21 protein-coding genes are annotated in these 21,941 nt (G+C 62.3%); 11 read left to right on the top strand and 10 right to left on the bottom strand.

Annotation, left to right across the window (positions count from 1 at the left end; all coding sequences use genetic code 11):
- Nucleotides 1–11: 11 nt before the first annotated feature.
- A complete protein-coding gene (locus ACYQ2T_RS08795) occupies nt 12–782 on the top strand; it encodes an alpha/beta hydrolase (protein ID WP_459900001.1) in 771 nt (256 codons plus the stop codon).
- 183 nt (nt 783–965) lie between these two features.
- Here ACYQ2T_RS08795 and ACYQ2T_RS08790 read toward each other — a convergent pair whose 3' ends face one another.
- Nucleotides 966–1,850, bottom strand: a complete 885-nt coding sequence (locus tag ACYQ2T_RS08790; RefSeq protein ID WP_459900000.1) for a hypothetical protein — start codon at nt 1,848–1,850, stop codon at nt 966–968.
- A 27-nt stretch (nt 1,851–1,877) separates the two neighbouring features.
- Nucleotides 1,878–2,402, bottom strand: a complete 525-nt coding sequence (locus ACYQ2T_RS08785) for a hypothetical protein (RefSeq protein ID WP_459899999.1) — start codon at nt 2,400–2,402, stop codon at nt 1,878–1,880.
- Between the two features lie 733 nt (nt 2,403–3,135).
- On the opposite strand from ACYQ2T_RS08785, the gene ACYQ2T_RS08780 reads away from it, so the two are divergent.
- The 4 genes from ACYQ2T_RS08780 (at nt 3,136) to ACYQ2T_RS08765 (ending at nt 6,879) form a co-directional block, all read left to right on the top strand.
- Nucleotides 3,136–4,536 carry an SGNH/GDSL hydrolase family protein gene (locus ACYQ2T_RS08780; RefSeq protein WP_459899998.1) on the top strand — a complete coding sequence of 467 codons (1,401 nt, stop codon included), beginning with the start codon at nt 3,136–3,138 and terminating at the stop codon, nt 4,534–4,536.
- A gap of 78 nt (nt 4,537–4,614) precedes the next feature.
- Nucleotides 4,615–4,818: a hypothetical protein gene (locus ACYQ2T_RS08775; protein WP_459899997.1), complete on the top strand. Its 204-nt coding sequence runs from the start codon at nt 4,615–4,617 to the stop codon at nt 4,816–4,818.
- Between the two features lie 129 nt (nt 4,819–4,947).
- Nucleotides 4,948–5,223, top strand: a complete 276-nt coding sequence (locus ACYQ2T_RS08770; protein ID WP_459899996.1) for a hypothetical protein — start codon at nt 4,948–4,950, stop codon at nt 5,221–5,223.
- 270 nt (nt 5,224–5,493) lie between these two features.
- Complete coding sequence (locus tag ACYQ2T_RS08765; RefSeq protein ID WP_459899995.1) at nt 5,494–6,879, top strand: MBL fold metallo-hydrolase; 1,386 nt, start codon at nt 5,494–5,496, stop codon at nt 6,877–6,879.
- A gap of 130 nt (nt 6,880–7,009) precedes the next feature.
- Here the strand turns inward: ACYQ2T_RS08765 and ACYQ2T_RS08760 are convergent, their stop codons facing one another.
- Nucleotides 7,010–7,198 carry a hypothetical protein gene (locus ACYQ2T_RS08760; RefSeq protein ID WP_459899994.1) on the bottom strand — a complete coding sequence of 63 codons (189 nt, stop codon included), beginning with the start codon at nt 7,196–7,198 and terminating at the stop codon, nt 7,010–7,012.
- 113 nt (nt 7,199–7,311) lie between these two features.
- Here ACYQ2T_RS08760 and ACYQ2T_RS08755 point away from each other — a divergent pair, with 113 nt between their 5' ends.
- Nucleotides 7,312–9,129 (top strand): methyl-accepting chemotaxis protein, encoded by a 1,818-nt coding sequence (locus ACYQ2T_RS08755; RefSeq protein ID WP_459899993.1) that lies wholly within the window; start codon nt 7,312–7,314, stop codon nt 9,127–9,129.
- 704 nt (nt 9,130–9,833) lie between these two features.
- On the opposite strand, the gene ACYQ2T_RS08750 is transcribed toward ACYQ2T_RS08755, so the two are convergent.
- Nucleotides 9,834–10,757, bottom strand: coding sequence for a DMT family transporter (locus ACYQ2T_RS08750; RefSeq protein WP_459899992.1), 924 nt, complete (start codon nt 10,755–10,757; stop codon nt 9,834–9,836).
- Nucleotides 10,758–10,929: 172 nt separating this feature from the next.
- On the opposite strand from ACYQ2T_RS08750, the gene ACYQ2T_RS08745 reads away from it, so the two are divergent.
- Nucleotides 10,930–11,811, top strand: coding sequence for an AraC family transcriptional regulator (locus ACYQ2T_RS08745; RefSeq protein ID WP_459899991.1), 882 nt, complete (start codon nt 10,930–10,932; stop codon nt 11,809–11,811).
- Between the two features lie 126 nt (nt 11,812–11,937).
- Here ACYQ2T_RS08745 and ACYQ2T_RS08740 read toward each other — a convergent pair whose 3' ends face one another.
- The 4 genes from ACYQ2T_RS08740 to ACYQ2T_RS08725 form a co-directional block, all read right to left on the bottom strand.
- Complete coding sequence (locus ACYQ2T_RS08740) at nt 11,938–13,221, bottom strand: metal ABC transporter permease (RefSeq protein WP_459899990.1); 1,284 nt, start codon at nt 13,219–13,221, stop codon at nt 11,938–11,940.
- A complete protein-coding gene (locus ACYQ2T_RS08735) occupies nt 13,218–13,988 on the bottom strand; it encodes a metal ABC transporter ATP-binding protein (protein WP_459899989.1) in 771 nt (256 codons plus the stop codon). The genes ACYQ2T_RS08740 and ACYQ2T_RS08735 overlap by 4 nt, the downstream gene beginning before the upstream one ends.
- On the bottom strand, nt 13,985–14,485 hold the full coding sequence (locus ACYQ2T_RS08730; RefSeq protein ID WP_459899988.1) for a hypothetical protein: 501 nt from the start codon (nt 14,483–14,485) through the stop codon (nt 13,985–13,987). The genes ACYQ2T_RS08735 and ACYQ2T_RS08730 overlap by 4 nt, the downstream gene beginning before the upstream one ends.
- A 197-nt stretch (nt 14,486–14,682) precedes the next feature.
- Nucleotides 14,683–15,636, bottom strand: a complete 954-nt coding sequence (locus ACYQ2T_RS08725; RefSeq protein ID WP_459899987.1) for a metal ABC transporter solute-binding protein, Zn/Mn family — start codon at nt 15,634–15,636, stop codon at nt 14,683–14,685.
- A 242-nt stretch (nt 15,637–15,878) separates the two neighbouring features.
- Between ACYQ2T_RS08725 and ACYQ2T_RS08720 the strand changes: the two genes are divergently transcribed.
- Genes ACYQ2T_RS08720 through ACYQ2T_RS08710 form a run of 3 tightly spaced genes read left to right on the top strand, consistent with a single transcriptional unit; the run spans nt 15,879 to nt 17,282 of the window.
- Nucleotides 15,879–16,592 carry a hypothetical protein gene (locus ACYQ2T_RS08720; protein WP_459899986.1) on the top strand — a complete coding sequence of 238 codons (714 nt, stop codon included), beginning with the start codon at nt 15,879–15,881 and terminating at the stop codon, nt 16,590–16,592.
- Nucleotides 16,592–16,936 (top strand): hypothetical protein, encoded by a 345-nt coding sequence (locus ACYQ2T_RS08715; RefSeq protein WP_459899985.1) that lies wholly within the window; start codon nt 16,592–16,594, stop codon nt 16,934–16,936. Before ACYQ2T_RS08720 ends, ACYQ2T_RS08715 begins: the two co-directional genes overlap by 1 nt.
- A gap of 4 nt (nt 16,937–16,940) precedes the next feature.
- On the top strand, nt 16,941–17,282 hold the full coding sequence (locus tag ACYQ2T_RS08710) for a phage holin family protein (protein WP_459899984.1): 342 nt from the start codon (nt 16,941–16,943) through the stop codon (nt 17,280–17,282).
- A 544-nt stretch (nt 17,283–17,826) separates the two neighbouring features.
- Here the strand turns inward: ACYQ2T_RS08710 and ACYQ2T_RS08705 are convergent.
- The gene (locus ACYQ2T_RS08705; RefSeq protein ID WP_459899983.1) at nt 17,827–18,813 is read right to left on the bottom strand and encodes an NYN domain-containing protein; all 987 of its coding nucleotides are present in this window, start codon (nt 18,811–18,813) and stop codon (nt 17,827–17,829) included.
- A gap of 246 nt (nt 18,814–19,059) precedes the next feature.
- On the opposite strand from ACYQ2T_RS08705, the gene ACYQ2T_RS08700 reads away from it, so the two are divergent.
- Entirely contained in the window at nt 19,060–19,716 is a 657-nt protein-coding gene (locus ACYQ2T_RS08700) for a class I SAM-dependent methyltransferase (RefSeq protein WP_459899982.1), read from the top strand.
- An 829-nt stretch (nt 19,717–20,545) separates the two neighbouring features.
- Here the strand turns inward: ACYQ2T_RS08700 and ACYQ2T_RS08695 are convergent.
- The gene (locus ACYQ2T_RS08695) at nt 20,546–21,907 is read right to left on the bottom strand and encodes a response regulator (RefSeq protein ID WP_459899981.1); all 1,362 of its coding nucleotides are present in this window, start codon (nt 21,905–21,907) and stop codon (nt 20,546–20,548) included.
- Between the last annotated feature and the right edge of the window lie 34 nt (nt 21,908–21,941).

The following is a 21,941-nucleotide window of genomic DNA, read 5'->3' as shown; positions in this document are numbered from 1 at the left end:
TCTGTAGGGGTATGCCTACACCGACAAAACACCGTGATGCCGCTGTGTTGCTTCTGCATGGCTTTGGCGGCGAGCCGTACGAGATGCAGGGGCTGGAGGGCGTCTTTCAGGCGGAGGGGCTTCCGGTCTCCGTACCGCTGCTTCCCGGCCATGGCACCAGCGTGGACGACTGGTGCACAACGGATTTTCACGACTGGGCCGCTGCGGCCCATGACGCTTACGCCGACCTCGCGCGCCAGCACAAGGCCGTGTTTGTGATGGGGCTGTCCATGGGCGGGACGCTGGCGCTGCATATCGCCCAGCGCTTTGACCCGGCGGGCATCGTCACCATGGCCGCGCCGCTGTTCCTCTACCGCCTGTATCCCTTTGTCTGCACGGACTGGCGACTGCCTTTCATCCCACTCCTCAAAAGCATCCGCCCCATGTGGCCCACGAGCCGCCGTCGGCCCGAGTCCGTGGCCATTGCGCCGTGGCGTGGCTATGAGGGCGTGATGGCCCTTGGTCCGCTCCACAGCCTGCTGACGGGGATGCGTTCCACCCGGCGGCGGCTTATGGATGTGCGCGCGCCGCTGCTGGTGATTCAGGGCGAGGGGGACCGGACTGTCCCGCAGGAGAATGCGTGGGAAATCATCACCAAGGTCCGCTCCTGCGAGCGGGAGGTGCGGCTGTTGCCCATCTCGGAAACGGTAACCAGCCGCCACGTTCTTACCACCCACCGGGAAACTCGGCCTGTTGTGGAGCGCTTGGCGCGTGATTTTGTGCTGCGGCGTCTTGAGCGGTAGATGACTCGCCTTGGCTTGTGCTGGCTGAGGGGGATTGGCCCCCACAGGGTGGGGTCTGGGCTTGCCGGGCGCACCCGGCTTCTCTTTGCGTCTTACGCCGTCCATCTCTTGGGCGGCGTTTTTGGTTGCGCGCTTCATTCATGAGTCCAGAGGCGCGCCTTCTCAGCCGGGCGGCGCCTTCGGCTACAGAACGTCGGGCACGCCGTCTGTTATGACGTCCCGGATGGTGTCCGGCGTCCACACCACGCCGACGGGCGTTTCGTGCTGCGTCACTTGGCGGGCGGCGTTCACGGCGTAGAGGCGTCCGCTGTACATGCCCAGCCACTGGTCCACGATGGGCGTGCGCGCTGCGACGTGCTGCGGCCCATCCTGCGCGCTGCGCATATACCCTCCAAATTCCCGCGCCATGGCGGGAGCACCAGAGCACCCCATATCCATATTCCCTGAAATGAGCAGAAAACTGCGCTCCGGTGCGTGCGCGGCAATGGTGGCGCTGACGCCTATGGGTGCGCCCCAAAAGTCGCGCCCGCCGGGATAGCCATACAGCAGGGCCGGCTTGCCCACGGGCAAGGCCATGTCGTCAACCAGCGTGGCGCCGTCATCCACCCGCGGCAGGTCAATGCCGGGGAGTGACCAAAAGCGCGCCGCGCGCGAGGTGCCCACTGCATACAGCGTGAGTGTGTCGAAGGGAATGCACGCGACGTCGCACCAGTTGGCGCGCTCCGGCGCGGGGTGGCGCAAAAAGATGCTGATGCCGCGCTGATATAGAGGAAATTCCGCGATGACTTCCGCCCCATGACGGATGCTACCCCGCATGGGCGGGCGGATGGCTTTGGCGCGGAGGCGTTCGCGTAGGCTGACGCCGCCGCTGAGGCTGTGGAAGGCCGTGATGACGCTGGGGCCGCCCGGTCCTGCCACCACAAATCCGCTGCCCACGGCATGTCCGGCGTCGCCAAGGTTCAGGATGATGCGCACCACGCTGTCCCGCGCCGGGTCGTCGGAAGATGCGGCGCAGGATGGCTGCCCTGTGTGGGCGGTGAGGCTGTGTTTTGCGTGAAAGCTGTCCATGGGCGTTCCTGCGTGGTGCGGCGGGCGTTAGCCGAGGAGCGTGCCGCGTTGACGGAAGATGTGACCAAGCTCACTGCCGATGGCGTCCACCCCGCCGGGGAGCATGCTGGCGGGGATGCGCAGGGAATTGGCTGACCCGCCGAGGCCGAAGGTCAGGGCAAGGCGTCGCCAAAAGTCCAGCCGCTCCACGCCCCGCTCCGTGAGGACGATTTCAATGGAATCCGTCAACAGTGTGCGGCGGCGCCGGACGTTTTCCACGTCGTCCCACCGGACGATGGTGGGGCCAAGGATGGAGCAGTCTATGAAGACCTCCATATTGGAGATGGCAAGGCTTGGTGTGTTGCGGAACAAGCGTTGTAGGGCCGGAACCAACGCGGCGGCGGCTCCGGCGATAAGCGGCAGGAGCGCCAGCACGCAGACATCCGGCGCTGGCTCGTAAAAGTCCGGGCGCGTCAGGCGCGCCCACAGCACCCCGAACAACAGCCCCACGATGCCGCCGCGAAAGGCAATGATGCCCAGCAGGCGAAAACGGTCTGGATACACATCGTTCACTGCTTTGCCCTCCCTTGGCTCCAGCATACACCACCGTGGGCACGGCGCACAACGGGCAGTGTGAAATTGCCCAGTCCACAGGCTCTGGACGCCGTATGGGCAGTGCGGGGGGATAGGGCCCGGGCAAAAGAGAAGCCGCGCCATCCAGAGGGGGGGATGGCGCGGCTTTTTGGAGAGGGGGTGGCGGCCGGGATGTCGCCGGTCCCGGCCGCCTGTTGAGGATGCAGTCGTTAGGTGAAGAGGAGAGGTTCACAGCGCGACGAGGGGGGAGTCGTCTTTTGCGCCGTGACGGGTTAGTGTTTTTAGAGAGCTGTGGAGGTGGCTTATGGTCCGTCAACCATTGCCGTTGTCTTCTCTCTATCAAGCCCCGTGCCAAGTTTGAAAAGTGTGTGAATGCGGGATGTTAGAGAATTGCTCAAAAAAGATGTGCCATGTGCACTGTGTAGGATGTGCAGCAGGGTGCACAAGATGTGAGGTGGCGTGTTGCACAAGTTTGCACAAGAAGTGCACATGTTGCCAAGGGCGATGTGCACAAGCGGGGCGGGCAGTTGAGGGTGGAGCCTCTGCATAACTCGGAACATGGGGAACACTTGTGTCCGGGAACAGATCATGGCGGTACAGGTGGCACGTGTTTCTCCCCCGTCGCAGAGACGCGGGAGTGGTGCGGAGTTTTTCAGTTTGGGCGCAACTGGCTGAGGCGGCAGGAGAACGGCAACCCTGTGTGGGAGGCAGAATGACGCACGAAGCGGACAAGGGCGCACCTCAGGCAGCGCCGCTCGCGCCGGATGGGGGCGACAGCACCGCGCGCCATGGCGCGCAGCCGGGTGCACCTTGGCGTGAAGAGCGCGGGGCGCGGGCGGCGGCGCGGCTGGTGGCGGCGCTGTGCGTCGTAAGTGGCGCGGCGTGCCTGCCGCCGGTCTTTGCGGCGGTATTTATGGTCCCCGGCGAATCCGAGCTTGCTGTGCTAGGCGTGGCGGGTGCCCTTGGCCCGGCGCTCATCGTTGTGGGCGCGGCGCTCTGGTGGCGCGGGGCGCGGATGCCACGGACGGTGGCGGTGGTTTTGGGACTGATGGTTTTGCTGTGGGCGGAGCTTGGCGCGCGGACGGTGGTGCGTTCCGCGCCCGAGCTTGCCGCGCCGTGTGAACGCATCGCCCGCTCCCTTGACGCATCGGGGGCGCTATTTAAGGGGCAGGCGCTGACGCACTTTCGCGGGCGCAGCGGGCGGGTGTATTATCCCGACGCAGAGGTGCTGAGCCGCGGGGTGCCGTTCAATTCGTATGGGTTCATTGGGCCGCAATGGTCGTTGGTTAAGCCGCAGGGCACTGTGCGCGTGGCGTGTCTTGGCGGTTCCACCACGGCCACGGGGTACCCCCGCGCGCTGGAAGGCATCCTGAACGCCGCGCCCGGTGAGACGCGGTACGAGGTGCTGAACTTTGGCACAGGCTACTGGACCAGCCTGCACTCCGTCGTGAACTATATGCTGAACGGGCAGGCCTTCGCGCCGGATGTTGTGGTGTTCCACCATGGCTGGAATGAGATTGAGGCCGTGGTCAACACCCGCACGATGCGCCCGGATTATAGCCATGCGTACAAGTCCTATGCTCCGGCGCGTCCTCCGGCGAGCCTGCGGCCTCTGCTGCGGGTAAGTGTGCTGGCGCGTCTTGGCGTGTGGCGCGTTGGGGCGCCGGACTGGATGAACCTGTGGCATGCCATTTATCAGCCGCGCGAGCGGGACATGACCTTGATTGAGCGCCCGGAGCGTTGGCGGCCCTTTGAGCGCGCACTGCGCACGCTGGCCGCGCTGGTACGGGCAAACGGGGCGCGGCTGGTGGTGGTGACGCAGCCCCGCTCCACTTCCGCGCAGGTCCGGTATGCGGAGGAGGCTCCGGCCATTGATGCGGCCAATGCCGTGGCGCGCCGCGTGGCGGCGAGTGTGCCGGAGGTGACGCTTCTTGACCTTGCCCAAGACCTCACCGGGCAGAATGACCTGTATACCGACCTTGCGCATATGACAGCCGCAGGCCAGCAGGCCAAGGCCCGCGCCATTGCGCGGGCGGTTGTGTCCGTCCTGCGTGACGGCGGCGTAGAAAGCGTAAGAGCGCCCGGAGAGGGCGCGGCGGGTGTGGCCCGTTAAGTGGCGTTGGCTGGTGCGGGAGGCGTAACGGTGGCGCGGAGCTTGCCGTATATTTCATAATGAGCAGAGGAGGGCGCGATGCGAAAGGTTGTGCGGGCGGTGGTGCTTGCGCCTTTAGTCTATGCGGGGTGCGCGTATGTGGTGCATTGGTGGTACGGCATGCCCATGCAGGATCTTGTGTACGAAGCCGCGTTTTTGACCCTTGTGGTGCTGCCCGTGGTGCTCGCCATTTTTGATACGCCCCGGCGTAGGCGGCAGGCCGCCGAGAAAAAAGGCGAATAATTTATGGCATATGGCACATGTGCCATCTTTCCTTGGCGTGACCGTATAGACAGACAGAACGCGGACCGGAGGACGGACCTGCCGGAGGCCGCGCCAGTCTGCCATCATGCAAGGAAAATGGAGAAAGCTATGCTGTATTGTCCCAAATGCGCCGGTGAGTCGTCGGTTTTGCGGTCTTTTGATGATGTGCGCACCGTGTCGCGCCTGCGCCGGTGCAAGCGGTGCGGGTACGCCTTCACCACGACGGAGGTCATTAATGTGGATATGCAGTCCTTTGTGGAGGTCCACGCCCAAAAGGTGAAGGATGAGCAAAAACATGGCACTTCGTCCATGACGCAGGACTACATCGACGCCGTGGGCCGCGCCTATCGCGACAGGCAGCGCAGCGCGCCATGCGCCATGTGACGCCGCCTGCGGGTGCCCCCACCGGACGCGGAGCGCGCCGACCTAGCTGGCCGCTCCGCAAAAGAATATGCGGCAAGGGCTAGACAACCGTACGAAATTTTAGGACAAAGAATGCCGAGGAGCGAATGAGGCTTTCGCGACGCGTTGCGCAGTATATCGTGAGTATGCGGGAACTTGGGAAGGTTCTGGCAGAAGATTGGGCGCGGCGCGGTCAACCATGCGGCGCGCTTTGCGCCGCTCCAAAAGCATTGGAAAAATGGAGGAAAGCCCATGTATTTTAAGCAGATTCAAGTCAATGGCCTTGGGTGCCTGTCCTATGTTCTTGGTTGCCCCCAGGCCGGTGAGATGATTGTCGTCGACCCCAAGCGTGATATTCAGGACTATCTGGACATTGCCCGCGACGAAGGCATGCGGGTCACGCATATCATCGACACCCACGTCCACGCGGACCACGTTTCCGGCGCGCATGAGCTGGCGTCGCGCACTGGCGCGCCCATCTGCATGCATCCTGAAACGCCCGCCACCTTCACCTTCACCCCCCTGCCGGAAGGGCACACCCTCACGGCGGGCAACGCCAAGCTGGAAGTGCTCCACACTCCCGGTCACACGCCGCATTCCATTTCCCTTGTGGTCACGGACCTTGCCCGCGCAGAAGAGCCGATGATGATTCTCACCGGCGACCTGCTGTTTGTGGGTGATGTGGGGCGTCCGGACCTTGCAGGCAAGGAAGAATTGCAGGAGCAGGTGCACAACCTCTATACCTCGCTGTACGAAAAGCTGGGCAAGCTGCCGGATTATTTGGAAGTGTACCCCGCCCATGGCGAAGGCTCGCTGTGTGGCAAGGGTATGAGCGCCAAGCCGCACTCCACCCTTGGCTTTGAGCGTGGGCATAATCCGCGCTTGCAGTACGGCTCCTTTGATGCCTTTGCCGAGGTGATGGGGGCGGATTTCCCCACGCGGCCCAAGAGCTTTAAGTACATCATCTCCACCAACGCGTCCGGCGCGCCGCTGCTGGACCGGTGCCCCATGGAGCGCGCCCTGACCGTAGCCGACTTTGAGGCCGCCATGGAGCGCGGGGCAACCATTATCGATACGCGCGACGGCGCGGCCTTTGGCGGGTGCCACATCCCCGGCGCGGTGAACATCGGCTTTGAGAAGCAGCTTGCGAATTGGGTGGGCATGGTCATTGCGCCGGAGTCCGAACTGCTCCTTGTAGTGCAGGACAGACAGGCCTACGACGCCATGCGCACCGAACTGCACCGCATCGGCTACGACAACATCATCGGCTACCTGTCCGGCGGCATGCAGACATGGATTTACGCGGGCAAGCCGGTGGAGAGCCTGGAGCAGGTTTCGGCGCACCAGCTGTCCCAGCGTCTGGAAACGGGCACGCCGCCGGTTCTGCTGGACGTACGCACTCAGGCGGAATGGGATGGCGGGCACCTTGAAGGCGCAACGCATATGCCCTTTACCGAGATTCTGGACGCCTGCTGCACACTGCCGACCTCCGATGAGGTGGTGGTCTACTGCGGCACGGGCTACCGCTCCAACATTGCTGGCTCGTATATGAGCGCGCATGGCTACACCAACGTCAAATCTCTTGCCGGCGGCATGACGGCGTGGGCCAAGGCCCGCGCCAAGGCGCCCGCTGCGTAACCCACACACGACGCTTCGTCATGAAGCATTTGAGGACCGCACCAGTCAGCTGGTGCGGTCCTTTTTTTGCCGCGAGAGCGTGGCGGAATGCACTGCGCAAAATAATTTTGCGGCAGCACAGTTGCGCATGCTATAATTCCATAACGATATGTTTTGCCGGGAGATTTTCTTCCCGTTTTTTGCGCTGCAGCCCCCCACTTTTTCGAGGAACTTCGGCATTTTGTTCGTGCTTTCCCTTGCGGTTGTCTGCTAAAGAAATTGACAGGATTCCGCAGGGGGAGAGTAAAGGAATTCTGTAACTGGCCGATATTTCAGCCATGCTCGCAGTGCAACTTATGTGAGCATTCGTTCAATCGTACGGTGCTTTTGCCGTGTCGTCCGCCTGACATCATGCGGCGCGGCGCAAAGGCCGTAACATGAGGAGGATCCTTTATGCTTCGCAGGTTATCCATTGGCTTCCGCATTTTTTTCGTTCTGGGGGTCATGGTGCTGCTCTTTGCGGGGGCGATAGTCAGCTTTTACGCTATCTCCGCCCAGCTCGAGAGTATCTCTGTCACCACGGTTCAGGAAAAGATGCTCAAAGGGCACAAGGACAAGATTCGCATCTCAACTCACTCTATGGCACTGACGCTTGCTGACGCCGTCCGGGGACTTGATACGGAGCAGCAGAAGATGGACGCCATCCGCGAGATGACCAATGACATCCGCTTTGAAGATGACGAATCAGGATACTATTTCGCCTACAAGGGAACGGTGCCGTTTTCCGTTCCGGCCAAGACTTCAGTTGAGGGGAAGGACTTGTCCGGCGCTAAGGATGAAAACGGCATCTACTACGTCCGCGAGCTTGCCAAGCAGGCCCATGCTGGCGGTGGGTTTGTGGAATATGACTTTGTGAAGCCGGGCATGGGCCTGCAGCCCAAGCTGGCGTACGCCGAGATGATTCCGGGGACCAGCCTGTGGCTGGGCACGGGCGTGTACGTTGATAATGTGCAGGCCGAAGGAAAGCAGGTGACACAAGCCCTGCATGATGAAGCCCTTACGCAGTTTACGCGCATGCTCATCACCCTTGGCGTGCTGCTGCTCATCGTGGTTGTGGGCTGTATTGCCATCATCCGCAGCATTGTGCGCCCCATCAACGGCGCGACAGAGGCCGCAGAGTCCATCGCCGAAGGCCAGCTGGATGTCTCCCTTGAGCCGCAGGGCACTGACGAGGCCGCCAAGCTGGAAGAGGCGCTGCTCATCATGTCCCGCACGTTGAAGCAGAACATGGCGGACATTGAGGCCAAAACCCGCGACGCCGAAGACAAGGCCCGCCAGGCCGAGGCCGCAACGGAAGAAGCCAACGCCGCGCTGGAAACCGCCAAGCGCGCCCGCAGCGAGGGCATGCTCATGGCCGCCACCAAGCTGGAGGACATCGTGGGCCGCCTTGCTTCCGCCACGGCGCAGATTTCCGCCATGTCCGAGGAAATCAACAACGGCACCATGACCCAGCAGGAGCGCATCAGTACCACGGCCACGGCCATGGAAGAGATGAACGCCACCGTGCTGGAAGTGGCCCGAAACGCCTCCATGGCGGCGGATGCCAGCCGCGAAGCCCTGAACCGCGCGCTCAACGGTCAGGACGTGGTCCAGCATTCCATGAAGGCCATGAACGCCACACAGACGCAGACCGAAGCCCTGAAGACCAGCATGACCCAGTTGCAGGATCAGGCGCAGTCCATCGGCAACATCATGGGCGTTATCACCGACATTGCGGACCAGACCAACCTGCTGGCCCTCAATGCCGCCATCGAGGCCGCCCGCGCGGGCGAAGCCGGGCGCGGATTCGCCGTTGTCGCGGATGAGGTCCGCAAGCTGGCGGAAAAGACCATGGTGGCCACCAAGGAAGTTGGCGGAGCTATCTCCGGCATTCAGAAGGTGGCTGAGGACAACATGCAGTCCATGGAGGACGCCGTTTCCGAGCTGCTGAAGGCTGTGGACTACACCAACCAGTCCGGCGAAGTGCTGAGCGATATCGTCCAGAGCTCGCAGTCCAGCGCAGAGCAGATTCAGAGCATTGCGACGGCCGCAGAAGAGCAGTCCGCCGCCAGTGAGGAAATCAGCACCTCCGTTGATGAGATTAACCGCATCACCACGGATAACGCCCGTGGCATTGCCGAATCCACACAGGCTGTGCGCGACCTTGCGGATCAGGCCGATGGGCTGAACCGCCTTATCGAGGAACTCAAGGACGACGCCAACCAGAACTAGCCTCACCTGTTCACGCAAAAAAAGAAGCGCCCCCGGACCAATTGGTCCGGGGGCGCTTTGTGTTGTGGTGGCTTTGGCGGCGGGGGACGCCTGACGAGTGCGGCGCAGACGCCCCCCGCGGGTCACAAGTGGCAGGGGTTACTTGTCGTAATCATCCCGGGGCGCGCTCGCCCCCTCGGACTTTGCGGTGAGGTCTCTGCCACAGTTCGGGCATTGCTTGGCGTAGTTGGAGACAACATACGCGCAATTGGGACACGGACTGGCTTCCATGGCATTTCCTCCTTAAACAGACTGTTGTGACTGACAATTTTCTACCAAACAGGTGTTGTTTCTCGCAAGTGGAAAGTACGGCGGGATGGTACTTTTGCGCATGTGGTTGTGCTGTGCGCACGCAGAAGAGTGGCAAGGTGCTGTTCTGTGTGGCTCTGCTTGTGGCTTGCTTGGTCAGTGCGTTGCGCCATGTGCGCCGTTCATTGATTGAACAGTCAGCGGGGTGTAATTGCGTGCGGTTCTATAGTTTGATCGTTCAATCAGTGGGATGCGTTGCACAGGTGCCGCGCGGCGCCCCCGTCCGCATTCACGTGTTGCGGCATGTGCGCGGACGGGGGCAGTGCTCCAGAGGGCAGTGCTCCGGGGGGGGAGCGACGCGGCTGGGGGGGAGGTGATTTTTTGTCTGCCGGGGCGCGGAGCGCCGCCGGGTGGGGTTATTTCCTGCCAATCCACACGCCAAGACCGATAACGGCGCAGGCGGCCAGTTGCATGAGCGAGAGGGACTCGCCAAGGAGCGCCCAGCCTGTGAGCAGCGCGACGGGGGAGACGAGGTTGATAGCCTGCGCGGCCTTGCCCGCGGGCATAAGCGTCATCGCCATGTTGTAGAGGCCAAACGCCCCAAGCGTAACGAAAAAGCCAAGATAGAGGACGGCCAGCCACGCCGTACCCGAAACGCCCTCAACCGGAGGAAGGCCGGTAAAGGCGAGAGTGGGCAGGTAGAAAACCGCGCCGCTAACGCATTGCAGCCCTGTGAGCCACCACGTGGAGTAGCGCACGGAAAGGCGCTTCATCACCACCATGTAGAAGGCGGCGCAGCACATGGCGCCGACCTCCAGCAGATTGCCGAGGGCAGGGTTTGGCGCGGTGGCGTCCGGGCTGCCGCTCATGGAGAGCCACACCACGCCGCCCATGGAGACCGTTACCCCGGTTATGCCGAGGATGGACAGAGGCTCGCGCAGCACAAGCCAGGCGCCGCATGCCACCAGCAGGGGCACCAGCGCGGAAATCATACCTGCCTGCGACGAGGTCGTCAGGGTGATGGCGTAGCTTTCCAGCAGGAAATACAGGCAGGGTTGCATCAGGCACAAAATCCCGAGCACCTTCCAGTCTCCGGCCCGGTACTGCGGCTTGGGAATGCGGGGGGAGAGGGCTACGACCAACACCGAAGCCAGAGCCATACGAAGCCAGATTACCATGGGCGGGGAGAAACCGGCCAAAGCGATCTTAGTCGCCATAAAGGATGTGCCCCATAAGATAACCGCGCCCATCAGGCACAACAGGGCGAAGGTTTTGCGGATTGGCAAATCTGGCGCTGCGCTGGCGCCGTGCGCTACTTGCGCTTTCTCAACGTGTTCCATGATATCTCCTTCTCAGTATGCGTCAGGCAGGAGGTTACAGCCATTGCGGGCGGCGGTATTGTACGAAATTGCGGAATCCATCCGGCAGGGCTTGCTCTGGCGGTGATGCGGGATATACAACAATGCCCACACTGCATGGCGCACGCCGCGCTGGCGCGACTTGGAGAGACACATGGGAAAGTTGCCGGAAAATACAACTGTTCAGTTCTGGCGGGATGCCGACTTGCCGGGCGTGGAGCTTCGGTATTCGAGCTACCACAAGGAAGCATTCCGGCGGCATACGCACGCCGCATACTCGGTTGGACTGGTGGAGCGCGGCTCTGCAACGTTTGCCCTGCGCGATGCGTGGCACAGCGTACGCGGCGGGCAGCTGGTGATCATTCCGCCAAACGTGGCGCACGCCTGTAATCCCGACGCCGCATCCGTCATGGTGTACTGGATGTTTTACATCGATGCCTCATTTCTGGAGCGTGGCGCGCGGGAGATGTTTGGCTCGGACGTCGTTCTGCCGCAGTTTTCGCATCCGGTTATGGAGAGCCCGGCCCTGTATGCGCGCTGGAAAAAGGCATGCGAGGCCATTGCGGCCGAGTGTGGGCCTTTGCAGAAGCAGTCCTGCCTGCTGGGGGCTGTGGCGGATGTGCTGCAGCTCTATATGAGGCAGGAGCGCGGCATGGCGGCGCGCGACGTCGGCGCACCGGCGGAATCCGGCTCACCAGCCGTTGCGCGGGCGCAGGACTACATCGCGCAGCGCGTGCAGCAGAAAATTACGCTTGATGAGTTGGCGCAGGCCGCCAATATGAGCCGCTATCATTTGCTTCGCCTCTTTCAGGCGCAAGTGGGGCTTGCGCCCCATGCCTACCAGAATCAACTCCGGGTCAACGAAGGCAAGGCCTTGCTCCAGCAGGATCTGTCCATCAGTCATATTGCCGCACAGCTCGGTTTTACCGACCAAAGCCATTTTTCTCGCGTTTTTAAGCAGTTCACCGGAGCAACGCCCGTTCAGTACCGCCGCGGCGGGCGCGTAGCATCCGGCGTCCCTGTGGCGCGCCGGTGACGGCGGCGCATGCGGGGCTGCGCTGGGTTGTGGCAGGGGAGGGCGCTTCTTGCCGCCACTTGCTCTGTGCGTGACGGGAACATGATGACAAAAAAAGGGCTGACGGCGGTGCCGTCAGCCCTTTTTTTAGGCGGGTTTTGGGGGGATGCTTTTGCCGTGGGGGTCTGTGGTGGGGTGCCCCAGCAAGCTGTCCAGATAGTCTATGGCGCGCTGGTCCTGAATATGTTCGAGAATGTGGGCGCGTTCGTGCACCTCCCCGGCGGGAGTGCCGATGTGCTCCAGATAGCTTTCCCACAGCCGGTGCGCGCGCAGAATGCGGCTGGCCTCCTGCGCGCCCTTGGGGGTGAGGGTGTAATGGGCGTTGGTTTCGGTGATGAGAGCATCGCGCACCATATTCCCCAGCGAGGCGCGCAGGCGCTTGCCGTCGGCCACGTAGGGGCGGATGTCGCCTGCTGTGGCCGGGTCGCCAGCGCGGCGGATGAGTGCGCCAAGGATGTCCTCCAGCACATGCTGGGGCACGGCGTGGCGCTGCCGCAGCCAGCGCGCGATAAGCCCGTAGCGCGGTGCCAGCGTGAGCACAACGATGAATTGCAGGGTGGAGAACACCATAATTGCGCCGCCGCCGGCGGTGTCGAGCCACACACACAGGTACAGTCCGCCCACCACGCTGGTCACGCCAAAGAGCGCCGCTAGCGCCATCATCCGCGAGAGTTTGTCGGACAACAGGTACGCCGTTGCCGCCGGAGTGATGAGCAGTCCTACCACCAGAATAACGCCCACCATGCTTACCGCGCTGACCACCACAAGGGAGACGCACGTGGTCAGCAGATAGTCCAAAAAGACAATGGGCAAGCCAATGGACGCGGCCATAACCGGGTCAAACGCGGATATCTGAAAATGGCGGAAGAACAGGATAATGCAGGACAGCACCGTCGCGGCCACAAGGGCGCTGACCCACAGGTCCGTATCCGAAATGCCAAGCACATCGCCCATGATGAAGTGCATGAGGTCAATGTGGATATAGTGCCGGAAGATGGAGACCACCACCACGCCAAGGGCAAAAACGCCCGTGTACATGATGCCGATGGCTGTGTCCTCCTTCACGCGTGAGACGCGGGAGACAAAGCCGATAAGCCCCACGGTGAGGATGGCCGCGATGAGCGAGCCAATCAGCATGCCCGGGGCGTTGGCTTCCAGCCCAAAGAGCATCTTCATGACAAGATAGCCCCCCGCCACACCAGCAATCATGGCGTGGGAGAGTGCATCGCCCAAAAAGGCCATGCGGCGCAGCACAACAAGGCACCCCACAACGCTGGCCACCACCGCAACGATGCTGGCCCCAATGAGCGACTTTTGAAAATACGCCTGTGAGAGTGGGTCAAGAAACGCATGGCTGAGGAAATCTATCACGGCGTGGTTTCCTCCTTGCGGAAAACATCGGAAAAGACGCGGAGTTTGCCTTCATAGACCTCGCTCAGCAGGTCCTCGCGCAGGACCATTTGCGGCGTGCCGTAGGCAAACAGACGCTGCTTGATGAGGGCGAGGCGGTCAAAGTATTCGGCGGCGGTGGCAAGGTCGTGGTGCACCACGACAAGGGTTTTGCCTGCGGACTTGGCGCGCTCCAACACGTCTAAAATGGCGCGCTCGGTTGCGGCGTCCACCCCGGCGAAGGGTTCGTCCAACAGCAGAATGTCCGAGCCTTGGGCAAGGGCGCGGGCCATGAATACCCGCTGCTGCTGGCCGCCGGACAGTTGGCCGATTTGCCGGTCCGCAAATTCGGCCATGCGCACCATGTCCAGCGCTTCGTCCACGGCGTCGCGGTCTTCTGGACCGGGATTGCGGTACCACGGGATGAGGTTGTAGCGCCCCATCATAGCAACCTCGCGCACGGTGATGGGAAAGTCCCAGTCCACAGCGCCGCGCTGGGGCACATAGGCCACGCGCCCCTTGGCCCTTTCCGCATCAATGCCGTCGATGCGCACATGTCCGACATCGCGGTGCACAAAGCCCAAAATGGCCTTGATGAACGTTGACTTGCCCGCACCGTTTGGGCCGATGACGCCGACCAACAGGCCGTTTTCAATGGAGAGCGTCATGTCCAGCAGGGCGGGCTTTGGCCCGTAGCTGACGGTGAGATGTTTGACCTCAATGACGGTTTTGCGCTCTGTGGTGGTCATGAATGGTCTCCGTCGCTGGCTGCGGTAAAGCGCAGGGTTCCGCTGACGCTTGCGCCGCCGTCGTTCCAGAAAGTGGTTTCCGCTGTGGGCTGGCCGTTGCGCAGGACGCGGACGCGCACCGCATGGCGGGTGCCCCCTGCGGCGACGGGCGGCGCGGCCTGTACGTAGATTTCGTTTGCCCCCTGCACCACGCCGGAGACGGCGCGCCGTACCCACGGATGACCGGGTCTGATGCCGCTTGGGATGGTGCCAATGGATGCGCCGTTGAGGGTGACGGTTATGGCTGGCGCGTCGGCGTCCGTGGTGCGCAGGGCAAAGGGGTCGGCCTGCGCGGAGAACGTTGGGGTCAGCTCAATGTCGTACACGGCGCGGGCCGCTTCGGGCGCGGCTTCGGCAAGGGCTGGGGGCGCTTGCCCGGAGTCGCGCAGGTGCATGTACACCCCAACCCCACCGACAAAGGTAATCCAAATGAAAATGGTAAGCAGGAATCGAAGCATGGTGCCTGTATCCTTTGACGTTGATGACATGGGCGCAGGGCCGGTGAGGCTGGTGAGCGTCGCCTACCTGGAGCGCCTGCTGGTGCCAACTCTCGTGTTGCTCTGGCCCCTTGCGTGGGCTTTGGATGGTTTTCGCCTTACATTGCTCTGGGTGCCCCGCCTGCATTGCTTCATTGCGGGGCGGGGCGCTCAGGCCGTCAGCCCGGCACGTCTCCGTCGGTCAGCAGGGAATTGACGATGAGCAGGACGTTCTCCCGCATCATGCCAATGTAGGTTTCACCCGCTGTGTCGGCCTCTCCCATGGAGTCCGAGTACAGCTCGCCGCCAATGGCAACGCCTGTGTCACGGGCAATTTCGCGGATGAGCTTGGGGCTGATGGTGGTTTCCACAAAGATGGCGGGCGCGCCGGAGTTGGCGATGGATTCCACCACCACACGCCGGCGCTCGGGCGTCATGCCCGCGCCGACTTCGCTGCCTGTGGACCAGCCCACCGGGGCGATGCTCAGATAGTTGTTCCTGTCGTTAAACTTGAACTCCCGGCAGAAGTAATTGAACGCGTCGTGCGTGGTGACGAGGATGCGGCGGTGGGGCGGAATACGCGCCACCTGCTGGCGCACCCATGCGTCAAGTACGCGCAGTTGTTGCAGGAAAAGCTGAGCCCGCGCTTCGTACTGGCGCTTGCCGTCCGGGTCCAGCTGACTGACGGCGCGGGTGATATTGTTGACGTAGACGGCGGCATTTCGCGGCGAAAACCATGCGTGGGGGTCTGGTATGGTTTGGCCGTCCTGACTGATGGCCAGCGGCTGGACGCCGTCGGTGCAGGTGACGATGGGCTTGCCCGCATCGCGGGAGAGGGTGCCCATCCAGTCTTTGCCCTCAAGGTGCAGGCCATTTTGCAAGCACAGGTCCGCGTCGAGGACGATATGCACGTCGTCCGGTGTGGGCTGGTAGGTGTGCGGGTCCGCGCCCGGGGCGAGAATGCAGTGCACTTCTCCCCGGTCGCCGACGATGTTGCGGGCAAAGTCGGCAATTTGGGTGGTGGAGGTGACAATGTTCAGGCCGTCCGAAGCACTGGCCGGGGCGGCGAGGGCAAGGCAGGCCATAATGCTCGCCAGCCAGATGCGGGCCCTTTTGAGAACGTTGGAATTCATGAGGCCTCTTGTGCGGTGTTGGTGTGGAACGACATGGGCGCATCAATAACCATCCGTAAATGGAACAAATAACAGACCCCTTGTCCAGAGGCGGCGGCGTTTTGGCAGGGTGTGCAGCGCATGGCCGGGACGGGTGAACGCGGCGAAAGTGCAGGTCTGCGCACATGCCCCTCGCTGGAAACATGCGGCTTTTCTATGGTTCGCGCGTTGTGATTCACCGCAAGGACCAAAGGAGGTCGAATGTGAGGGACGAGAAAGCGTTGTATCAGTCGCGGACATTTTGGGGCGGGATGGTTGCCCTTGTTTGCGCCGTACTTGCCATTGCGGGTGTGGACGTTGATGAAGGCACGCGCGCCGAGATGCTTGAGTGCGGCATGCTGATTGGCTCCGCCCTTGGTGGCGTGCTGGCGGTGTATGGCCGCATCCACGCCAGCAAGGCCGTTCGCGTGCCCCGCGTGCGCCGCGCCCCCCGTGGGGGGAGGGAAGGGGCAGAGGCCGCGCCGGGCGAAGAGGCGAAAACGCCGGGCGAGGAGCAGGACAAGCCGGGCAAGGCGTCCGGCGCGCGCCGCGGCCTGCCGCTTGTGCTACTTGCTGTGGCGTTGCCGCTGTGCTTGCAGGCCTGCGCCATGCGCGATTTGACACCCGCGCAGAAGGCGCTGGCCGTAGGCGAGGAGCTGCGCATTGCCTATGTGGCGCTGTATGAGGAATACGGCGCTCTGCAAGCCTCGCTGCCCCCCGAGGATGTGGCGTATCTGGAGCGAGAGGTCGCCCCGCGCATGGACGCGGCCAAGCGTTTGCTGGTGGCATACCGAAGCGGGGCTGTGGCCTTGCAGGACGGTGAAAGTGCGGCCAGCCGCACGGAACACGCGGCGCGGGCAGAGGATGTGAGGCTGGCGCTGGCGGAGTGCGCCATGATGCTGGCAACAGCGCAAAGCAATGACGCGGGAGGGGAATAATGACCGAAACGACTGTGATGCTGGTGTCCTCGGGACTTCGCCTTGGTCTGCAAGCGCTGGAAGCGGCCATGCGCCTGAATAAGGAAGGCTACGCCGTGCCGGAGCTTGACGCTTTTCTTGCGCAGACCGATGCCCTTCGGGCTTTGCCCGACCTGACGCCGGGCGCTGAAAACGTGGCGGATGCGCCGGGGACGTCCCCAACGGCGGGCGCGCAACGCGCAGTGACCAGCCAGCAGGCCGAGGGCGTGGCCCCGGCGGAAGGCGACTGCGGTGGCGACGCGCCCACGCCTGAAGGCGTTGGCTTGTTTGGCCTGCGGCGTCATGCGGAGACAACGGAGCGGTAACGCGATGCATGAAAAAGAGACCATCGCGTCGCTTCTTCAGCTTATGGGCGGCTTCGTGCCGCCCGTTTTGCTGGCTTTGGCTGGGGGAACCGTGCGCGTTTTGCGTGGCCCGGAACCATGCTCCGTGCGGCAGGTGCTGGCCACCGTGGTAACGGCGGCGTTTACGGGCTATCTGGTGCATCTGCTGCTGGAGCCCGCCACCTTTGTCCCCGAGGGCATGCGGCAGGCCTGTGTAGGGGTGGCGGGCTATGCGGGCGGGCAGTTGCTGGACATCATCTCCGCGCGGATGTGCGCAGCGGCAAAGACCTTTTCGCCGCTGGACAAGTCCGACCCGCGCGGCGAGTAGGCGCTCATCGACGAAGGGCGTCCGGATATTTCTTTCTGCGTTTCGGCGCAGGGCGCACCTGCGGCCGAGTGGGACGTGAGGAAGCGCAAAACAAGGAGTGAGGGTGTGGCCCTCACTCCTTGTGTGCTTTGGGAATCTGTCTGTGGGTAACGCGGCTGTCTGTGGAAAAGTTGCGCCGCATTTTTCCACAACCTTGCGTAGGGTGTGGAAAGCTGCCGTTTGCCCGCCGTGCTTAACTTCGTCGCCTTAGCTCCGGCGCATCGGCGTTGCAGGCCAAAGAGCGGTTGCCTGACGCCACACAGCGGGGATGGCGTGGGCCTTGTGGCGTATTTGCGCGGAGGAGCAAAGCCCCCCAGAGGCCCCATGCCCAAGAGGTTTGTCTCGCTGGAATCTACGCCGAGGGCGCGTTTTTGCCGCGCCCTTCTGTTTGGCAAGCAGGGCACTCCGCACGTGAGCTTTTCGGGGCATCACGTGAGCTTTTAGGGGCACCGGGCGCATTTGGGCCGTGTGGCGGTCGCCGCGCCGTTTGGACGAGAGACGCGCCCTAGGGCGTCTCGTTCGTCTCGTTCGTGTCGTCCGGCTCGTCGGAGAAAGCAAACTCCTCGGGCGGGGCGACGTTGCCGATATTGTCCGCCGTGATGGTTGGGCGGTCGTTGGCTATTTTTTTGACGCGGTTGCGCAGTTCGTACTTTTGGTAATGGTCCAGATAGTCGCCAAGGACGGTTCGGCTGTGGCGCAGGAGTTCCCGGTCAATGTCGTGGGGGATTTCCCAGCCGCTGCCGGACTGGATTTGGTAGACGTCGCGCGGTGAGCACTGCTCCACAAAGGTTTTGGCGATAAGCTCAATCTTGGCGTCCTCATCCTCTGGCAGGTCCGGCCTTGGCGCGGGCTCCGGCTTTGGCGCACTGGGCGTGCTGGGGACGCTGGGGCCGGTTGGCGCGCCGTTTCTGGCGCCATTGTTCGGTGCGGGCGAAATCTCGCGCGCCAGCGGAAAGTGCTGCGGGCTGGCAAAGGAGCGCACAATGTCGTCGGACCAGCTTCGCTTGCGGTCCACCTCTGCGGCAAGGTGCGGGGACGTGGCATTGGAGGGGCCAAGGGTGAGCAAATGCACCCGCAGGCCAAGGTTTTGCGCTGCGTCGATGCCCGGGGCAAGGTCGGCGTCCCCCGTGATGAGGAGGGCGTCGGAGATGGCCCCATTTTGTGTCAGGCTGATGATGTCCGCAATGATGAGGCCGTCCACGCCCTTTTGGCGGCCCGTGCTGTTGCGGGTGCCAAGGCGCAGCTTAAAGTCGTCCAGCTCTTCAATGCGGCCGTGTTCTTCGGCTTTGCCGTGGTTGCCGGGGCCGTCGTACCAGTAGGCACGCAGCAGGCTGGCGTGGGGGAATTCCTCCGCGGCGGTGTTGAGCAGTTGGCGGCGCAATTCTTTGTAATTCAGCGCCACGCGGCCGCGTTCCGTCATGCGGCCATGAATAACCGTAATGGTCTGACACCAGAAGTAGCCGGCGTCGACGAAAACACCAAGTCTATGCATATAAGGTACCTCATAAATAAAAAGACAAAGGGAGGCGCACAGCACCTCCCCTGTCACATATCGATGCTTTTCTGCATCCAGAATATGAATGGCATGTTTGCTATGCCGAATAGTTATAAAAATCACATACGCCCAGCGCGGCGTGGTGTCAAGCCCTTATCGAATATTGCGTCATGCAGCAGCGGCGGCGATGTGGTGCAACATCGGTGGGTTGAGGCTTCGTGTCTGTCTGTGTAGGGTACTCCGATGCATACACAGGACAAGGAAAAAATGACACGGAACATGCTGGTTCAGCATGGCGAGCTCTGCGGAGCAGATGTTTTGGAGATTGGGTGCGGGCCGGGCCGGGTGACGGCGGATGTTGCCGGGCATGCACGCCGTCTGTGCGCCATTGAAGTGGAGCACGATGCGCTGTGCGTTGCGGCGGCTTCGGTTCCGGACTGTCAGTTTGTCCGGGCATCCGGGATGGCTTTGCCGTTTCGCGATGGCACGTTTGACGCGGTGGTCTTTACCATGTCCCTGCACCACCACCCGGACCCGGAGGATGCTTTGGCCGAGGCCTTCCATATGGTGGGCGAGAACGGACGCATCCTTGCGCTGGAACCGGTGCAGGAAGGTGAAATCCAGCAGCTATGCAGTCTCTTTGGCGACGAGGGCGACGCACTGGCGCAGGCAGACGCCGCCCTGCACGCGGCGCCAGTGACCCGCAGAGTGCGGCGCGAATTCACCACCCGCTGGCGCTTTGATGATGTCGCCTCGGTGGATGACTATGTGCTTGGATACTACGGCGTCCCGGCAACCGCTGAAAACATTGCAAAAATACGCGATTTTCTTGGCCCGCGTGATGAAGGCGTGCCCCTTGAATTGACGGATACTCTGCGCCTGACGTGCCTCTATCCCTAGCTGGTGGGCGGGGGCGGCGGCAGCTGTGCTTATGTAAAAATGCCGGGGCATTGCGTCTTGTGGCGGCGCTTGGGCCGTGCGTTATCCCCGTACGCCGCCGGTTTTCTTTGCCCCGCCTGTCTGAAGCCGTGTTTTGCGGAAGGGGCGCGGCACCCCGCGGGGTCATCCGGACGCCGCTGTTTTCCCGCATTGCAGGGCTTCTGTGGGCGTGTGGGCGTCCCTAGCCTGACGCGCCAGTGCCCCTGCGTGGGCGTATTTTTTGCCGAACTTCTCAGGGTGCGGCTCCCGCGAGCCGCGCTTTGTGCCATGGCGATGAGGCCATGATGAAACGCGCTGGAATTCCAGCGCTTTTTTTGCGCCCTGCGCCGGGGTGGGTGGGCTGAAAAACAGTTGGTAAGACAGGGGGTTGCACAATGGAACAAAGGGGGAAGGCTTCAAGGGATGGAGATACTTGCGAATCTGGCGGAAATTCAATTCTGGCGGGCAAAAATGCGAAATTCTATCGCCATGGAAACCAGAATGCTGTAGTGTGAGGTGAACTGGGAAAACCTCTACTTTTGGTGACGGGGAGTTGGAAGCACATGCGAATTTCCGTTCCGGGGGTAGGGGGAAGAGTGGGCCGCCCAAAGGGGTGGCAGATTCGGGAACCATGCGCCTTGGGGAAATCCTTCCGCCAGACGCGCGAAATCTTTCCGGAGACAATCATTATGCGGTTCAAGCATGAAGCAGGGCGCGATCCGCCCGGAACATCGCCACCTCAAGCCATACCCTACACATGAGCCCCCGCGTTCAGGCCGAATGACTCGGCATGGAGCGGGGGCTTGCTTTGCTACATAAACAGCATGTCGATATCAAAGCCGATGTCGGTCTTTTCCTTCTGCTTGTTTTCAATCTGCCGCTCCTGCGCGGCCTCCAGGATTTCGCCAAGGCGGGTTTCCTGCTCCGGGGTCAGTTCCCCGAGCAGACAGCCGATTTTTTCCTCCTCCACACGGGCAACGGTGAGGGTGAGGTGTTTCAGCTCCGGCGTGACGCCGTTTTCGGTGAGGTGCAAAATTTTGGCGGGGATGGACGCATCCATGGTGAAGGTCTGCTCCTGCGGGCTAAAGGCCACAGACCCCATACTCAGCTCCGTAATGGCAAAGTGGTCCTCGTAGCCGGAAAGCTCCAGCAGCAGATCCGGCACCCAGAAACGGACGGCCTCGCGCCGCTCCTCTTCGTTCGTGTCGGCCTTGGCGCGCTCCTTGGCGGTTTGGCTCCAGCTTTTGCCGGTGAGGTTCTTCCACAGTTTGCGGGCTTGCGGTGCGTCGTCGTTGGCGGCGAGGGCGAGTTCCAAGCGTTCCTTGGCGGTGTCCCCCTTGCCCACATGCGAAAGCGCCTCCGCGCTGCCGACGAGGAGTTCGGTATTGTCCGGGTCCAGCATGAGAGCGCGTTCGTATAGCCGGGCCGCTGGCTCGTAGTCTTCCTTTTCCGTGAGGGCGCGGGCGCATTCGGCAAAGGGACTGGGGGCGCCCGCGTCGTGGCGGCGGTGCTCCAGAAAGAGCTTTTCCGCCTCGGAAAATTCTCCGTTTTCCACGTGCACTTTACCCGCCGTCAGGAGGAACTGGGCGAATTTGTCGTCCTGCTTTTTGGCTTTGCAGGCGTAGGCGAGGCCGCGGAAGGCGTCCGCACTTTTGGGGCTGGCCTTCACGGCTTTGGAAAAATAGGCAATGGCCTTGTCCGGGTCGCGCTCGTCCAGCGCCTTGAACCCGGCATCCAGCACTTTTTGGGCGTCCTGACTGGTGGGGGCGGGGGCCTGCGCCTTTTTGGCGGAGTGCGAAATGGCTTTTTCTACTGTGGCCAGCAGCGTGTCCTGCGAGAAGGGTTTGACCAAAAAGGCGGAAGCGCCGGCGCGGGCGGCGGCGGTGACGATGCGCTTGTCCTTTTTGGCGGACATGACCACGACGGGGAGTTTGCCGATTTTTGGGGATTGGCGGATGCGCTGGAGAAGGGCGACCCCGCTGTGCTGTCCCACCACGAGGTCGCAAATGACGAGGCCGATGTCCTTTTGTGTGAGGATATTCCATGCCTCTGGGATGCTTCCGGCAAGGAGCACGGCGTTGTACCCGCCGTCATGCAAGTGGCGGGAAATGATCTTTTGCAGTGACGGGTTGGCGTCAACAGCCAGAACGAGGACATCCTTTCTCTCTGTCATTATGAACCTCTGCATTGCGGCAGTATGGTGCAAG

The sequence above is a fragment of the Desulfobaculum senezii genome (genome assembly GCF_054657395.1).
Note: the sequence above shows the minus strand (reverse complement) of the source record. Positions and strands in the feature narration are given on the sequence as shown.

What these genes read in the sequence shown, in the direction of transcription:
- ACYQ2T_RS08795 (WP_459900001.1), top strand. Translation starts at nt 12, where the DNA reads ATGCCTACACCGACAAAACACCGTGATGCCGCTGTGTTGCTTCTGCAT.
- ACYQ2T_RS08790 (WP_459900000.1), bottom strand. Translation starts at nt 1,850, where the DNA reads ATGGACAGCTTTCACGCAAAACACAGCCTCACCGCCCACACAGGGCAG.
- ACYQ2T_RS08780 (WP_459899998.1), top strand. Translation starts at nt 3,136, where the DNA reads ATGACGCACGAAGCGGACAAGGGCGCACCTCAGGCAGCGCCGCTCGCG.
- ACYQ2T_RS08775 (WP_459899997.1), top strand. Translation starts at nt 4,615, where the DNA reads ATGCGAAAGGTTGTGCGGGCGGTGGTGCTTGCGCCTTTAGTCTATGCG.
- ACYQ2T_RS08770 (WP_459899996.1), top strand. Translation starts at nt 4,948, where the DNA reads ATGCTGTATTGTCCCAAATGCGCCGGTGAGTCGTCGGTTTTGCGGTCT.
- ACYQ2T_RS08765 (WP_459899995.1), top strand. Translation starts at nt 5,494, where the DNA reads ATGTATTTTAAGCAGATTCAAGTCAATGGCCTTGGGTGCCTGTCCTAT.
- ACYQ2T_RS08760 (WP_459899994.1), bottom strand. Translation starts at nt 7,198, where the DNA reads ATGGCTGAAATATCGGCCAGTTACAGAATTCCTTTACTCTCCCCCTGC.
- ACYQ2T_RS08755 (WP_459899993.1), top strand. Translation starts at nt 7,312, where the DNA reads ATGCTTCGCAGGTTATCCATTGGCTTCCGCATTTTTTTCGTTCTGGGG.
- ACYQ2T_RS08750 (WP_459899992.1), bottom strand. Translation starts at nt 10,757, where the DNA reads ATGGAACACGTTGAGAAAGCGCAAGTAGCGCACGGCGCCAGCGCAGCG.
- ACYQ2T_RS08745 (WP_459899991.1), top strand. Translation starts at nt 10,930, where the DNA reads ATGGGAAAGTTGCCGGAAAATACAACTGTTCAGTTCTGGCGGGATGCC.
- ACYQ2T_RS08735 (WP_459899989.1), bottom strand. Translation starts at nt 13,988, where the DNA reads ATGACCACCACAGAGCGCAAAACCGTCATTGAGGTCAAACATCTCACC.
- ACYQ2T_RS08730 (WP_459899988.1), bottom strand. Translation starts at nt 14,485, where the DNA reads ATGCTTCGATTCCTGCTTACCATTTTCATTTGGATTACCTTTGTCGGT.
- ACYQ2T_RS08725 (WP_459899987.1), bottom strand. Translation starts at nt 15,636, where the DNA reads ATGAATTCCAACGTTCTCAAAAGGGCCCGCATCTGGCTGGCGAGCATT.
- ACYQ2T_RS08715 (WP_459899985.1), top strand. Translation starts at nt 16,592, where the DNA reads ATGACCGAAACGACTGTGATGCTGGTGTCCTCGGGACTTCGCCTTGGT.
- ACYQ2T_RS08710 (WP_459899984.1), top strand. Translation starts at nt 16,941, where the DNA reads ATGCATGAAAAAGAGACCATCGCGTCGCTTCTTCAGCTTATGGGCGGC.
- ACYQ2T_RS08705 (WP_459899983.1), bottom strand. Translation starts at nt 18,813, where the DNA reads ATGCATAGACTTGGTGTTTTCGTCGACGCCGGCTACTTCTGGTGTCAG.
- ACYQ2T_RS08700 (WP_459899982.1), top strand. Translation starts at nt 19,060, where the DNA reads ATGCATACACAGGACAAGGAAAAAATGACACGGAACATGCTGGTTCAG.
- ACYQ2T_RS08695 (WP_459899981.1), bottom strand. Translation starts at nt 21,907, where the DNA reads ATGACAGAGAGAAAGGATGTCCTCGTTCTGGCTGTTGACGCCAACCCG.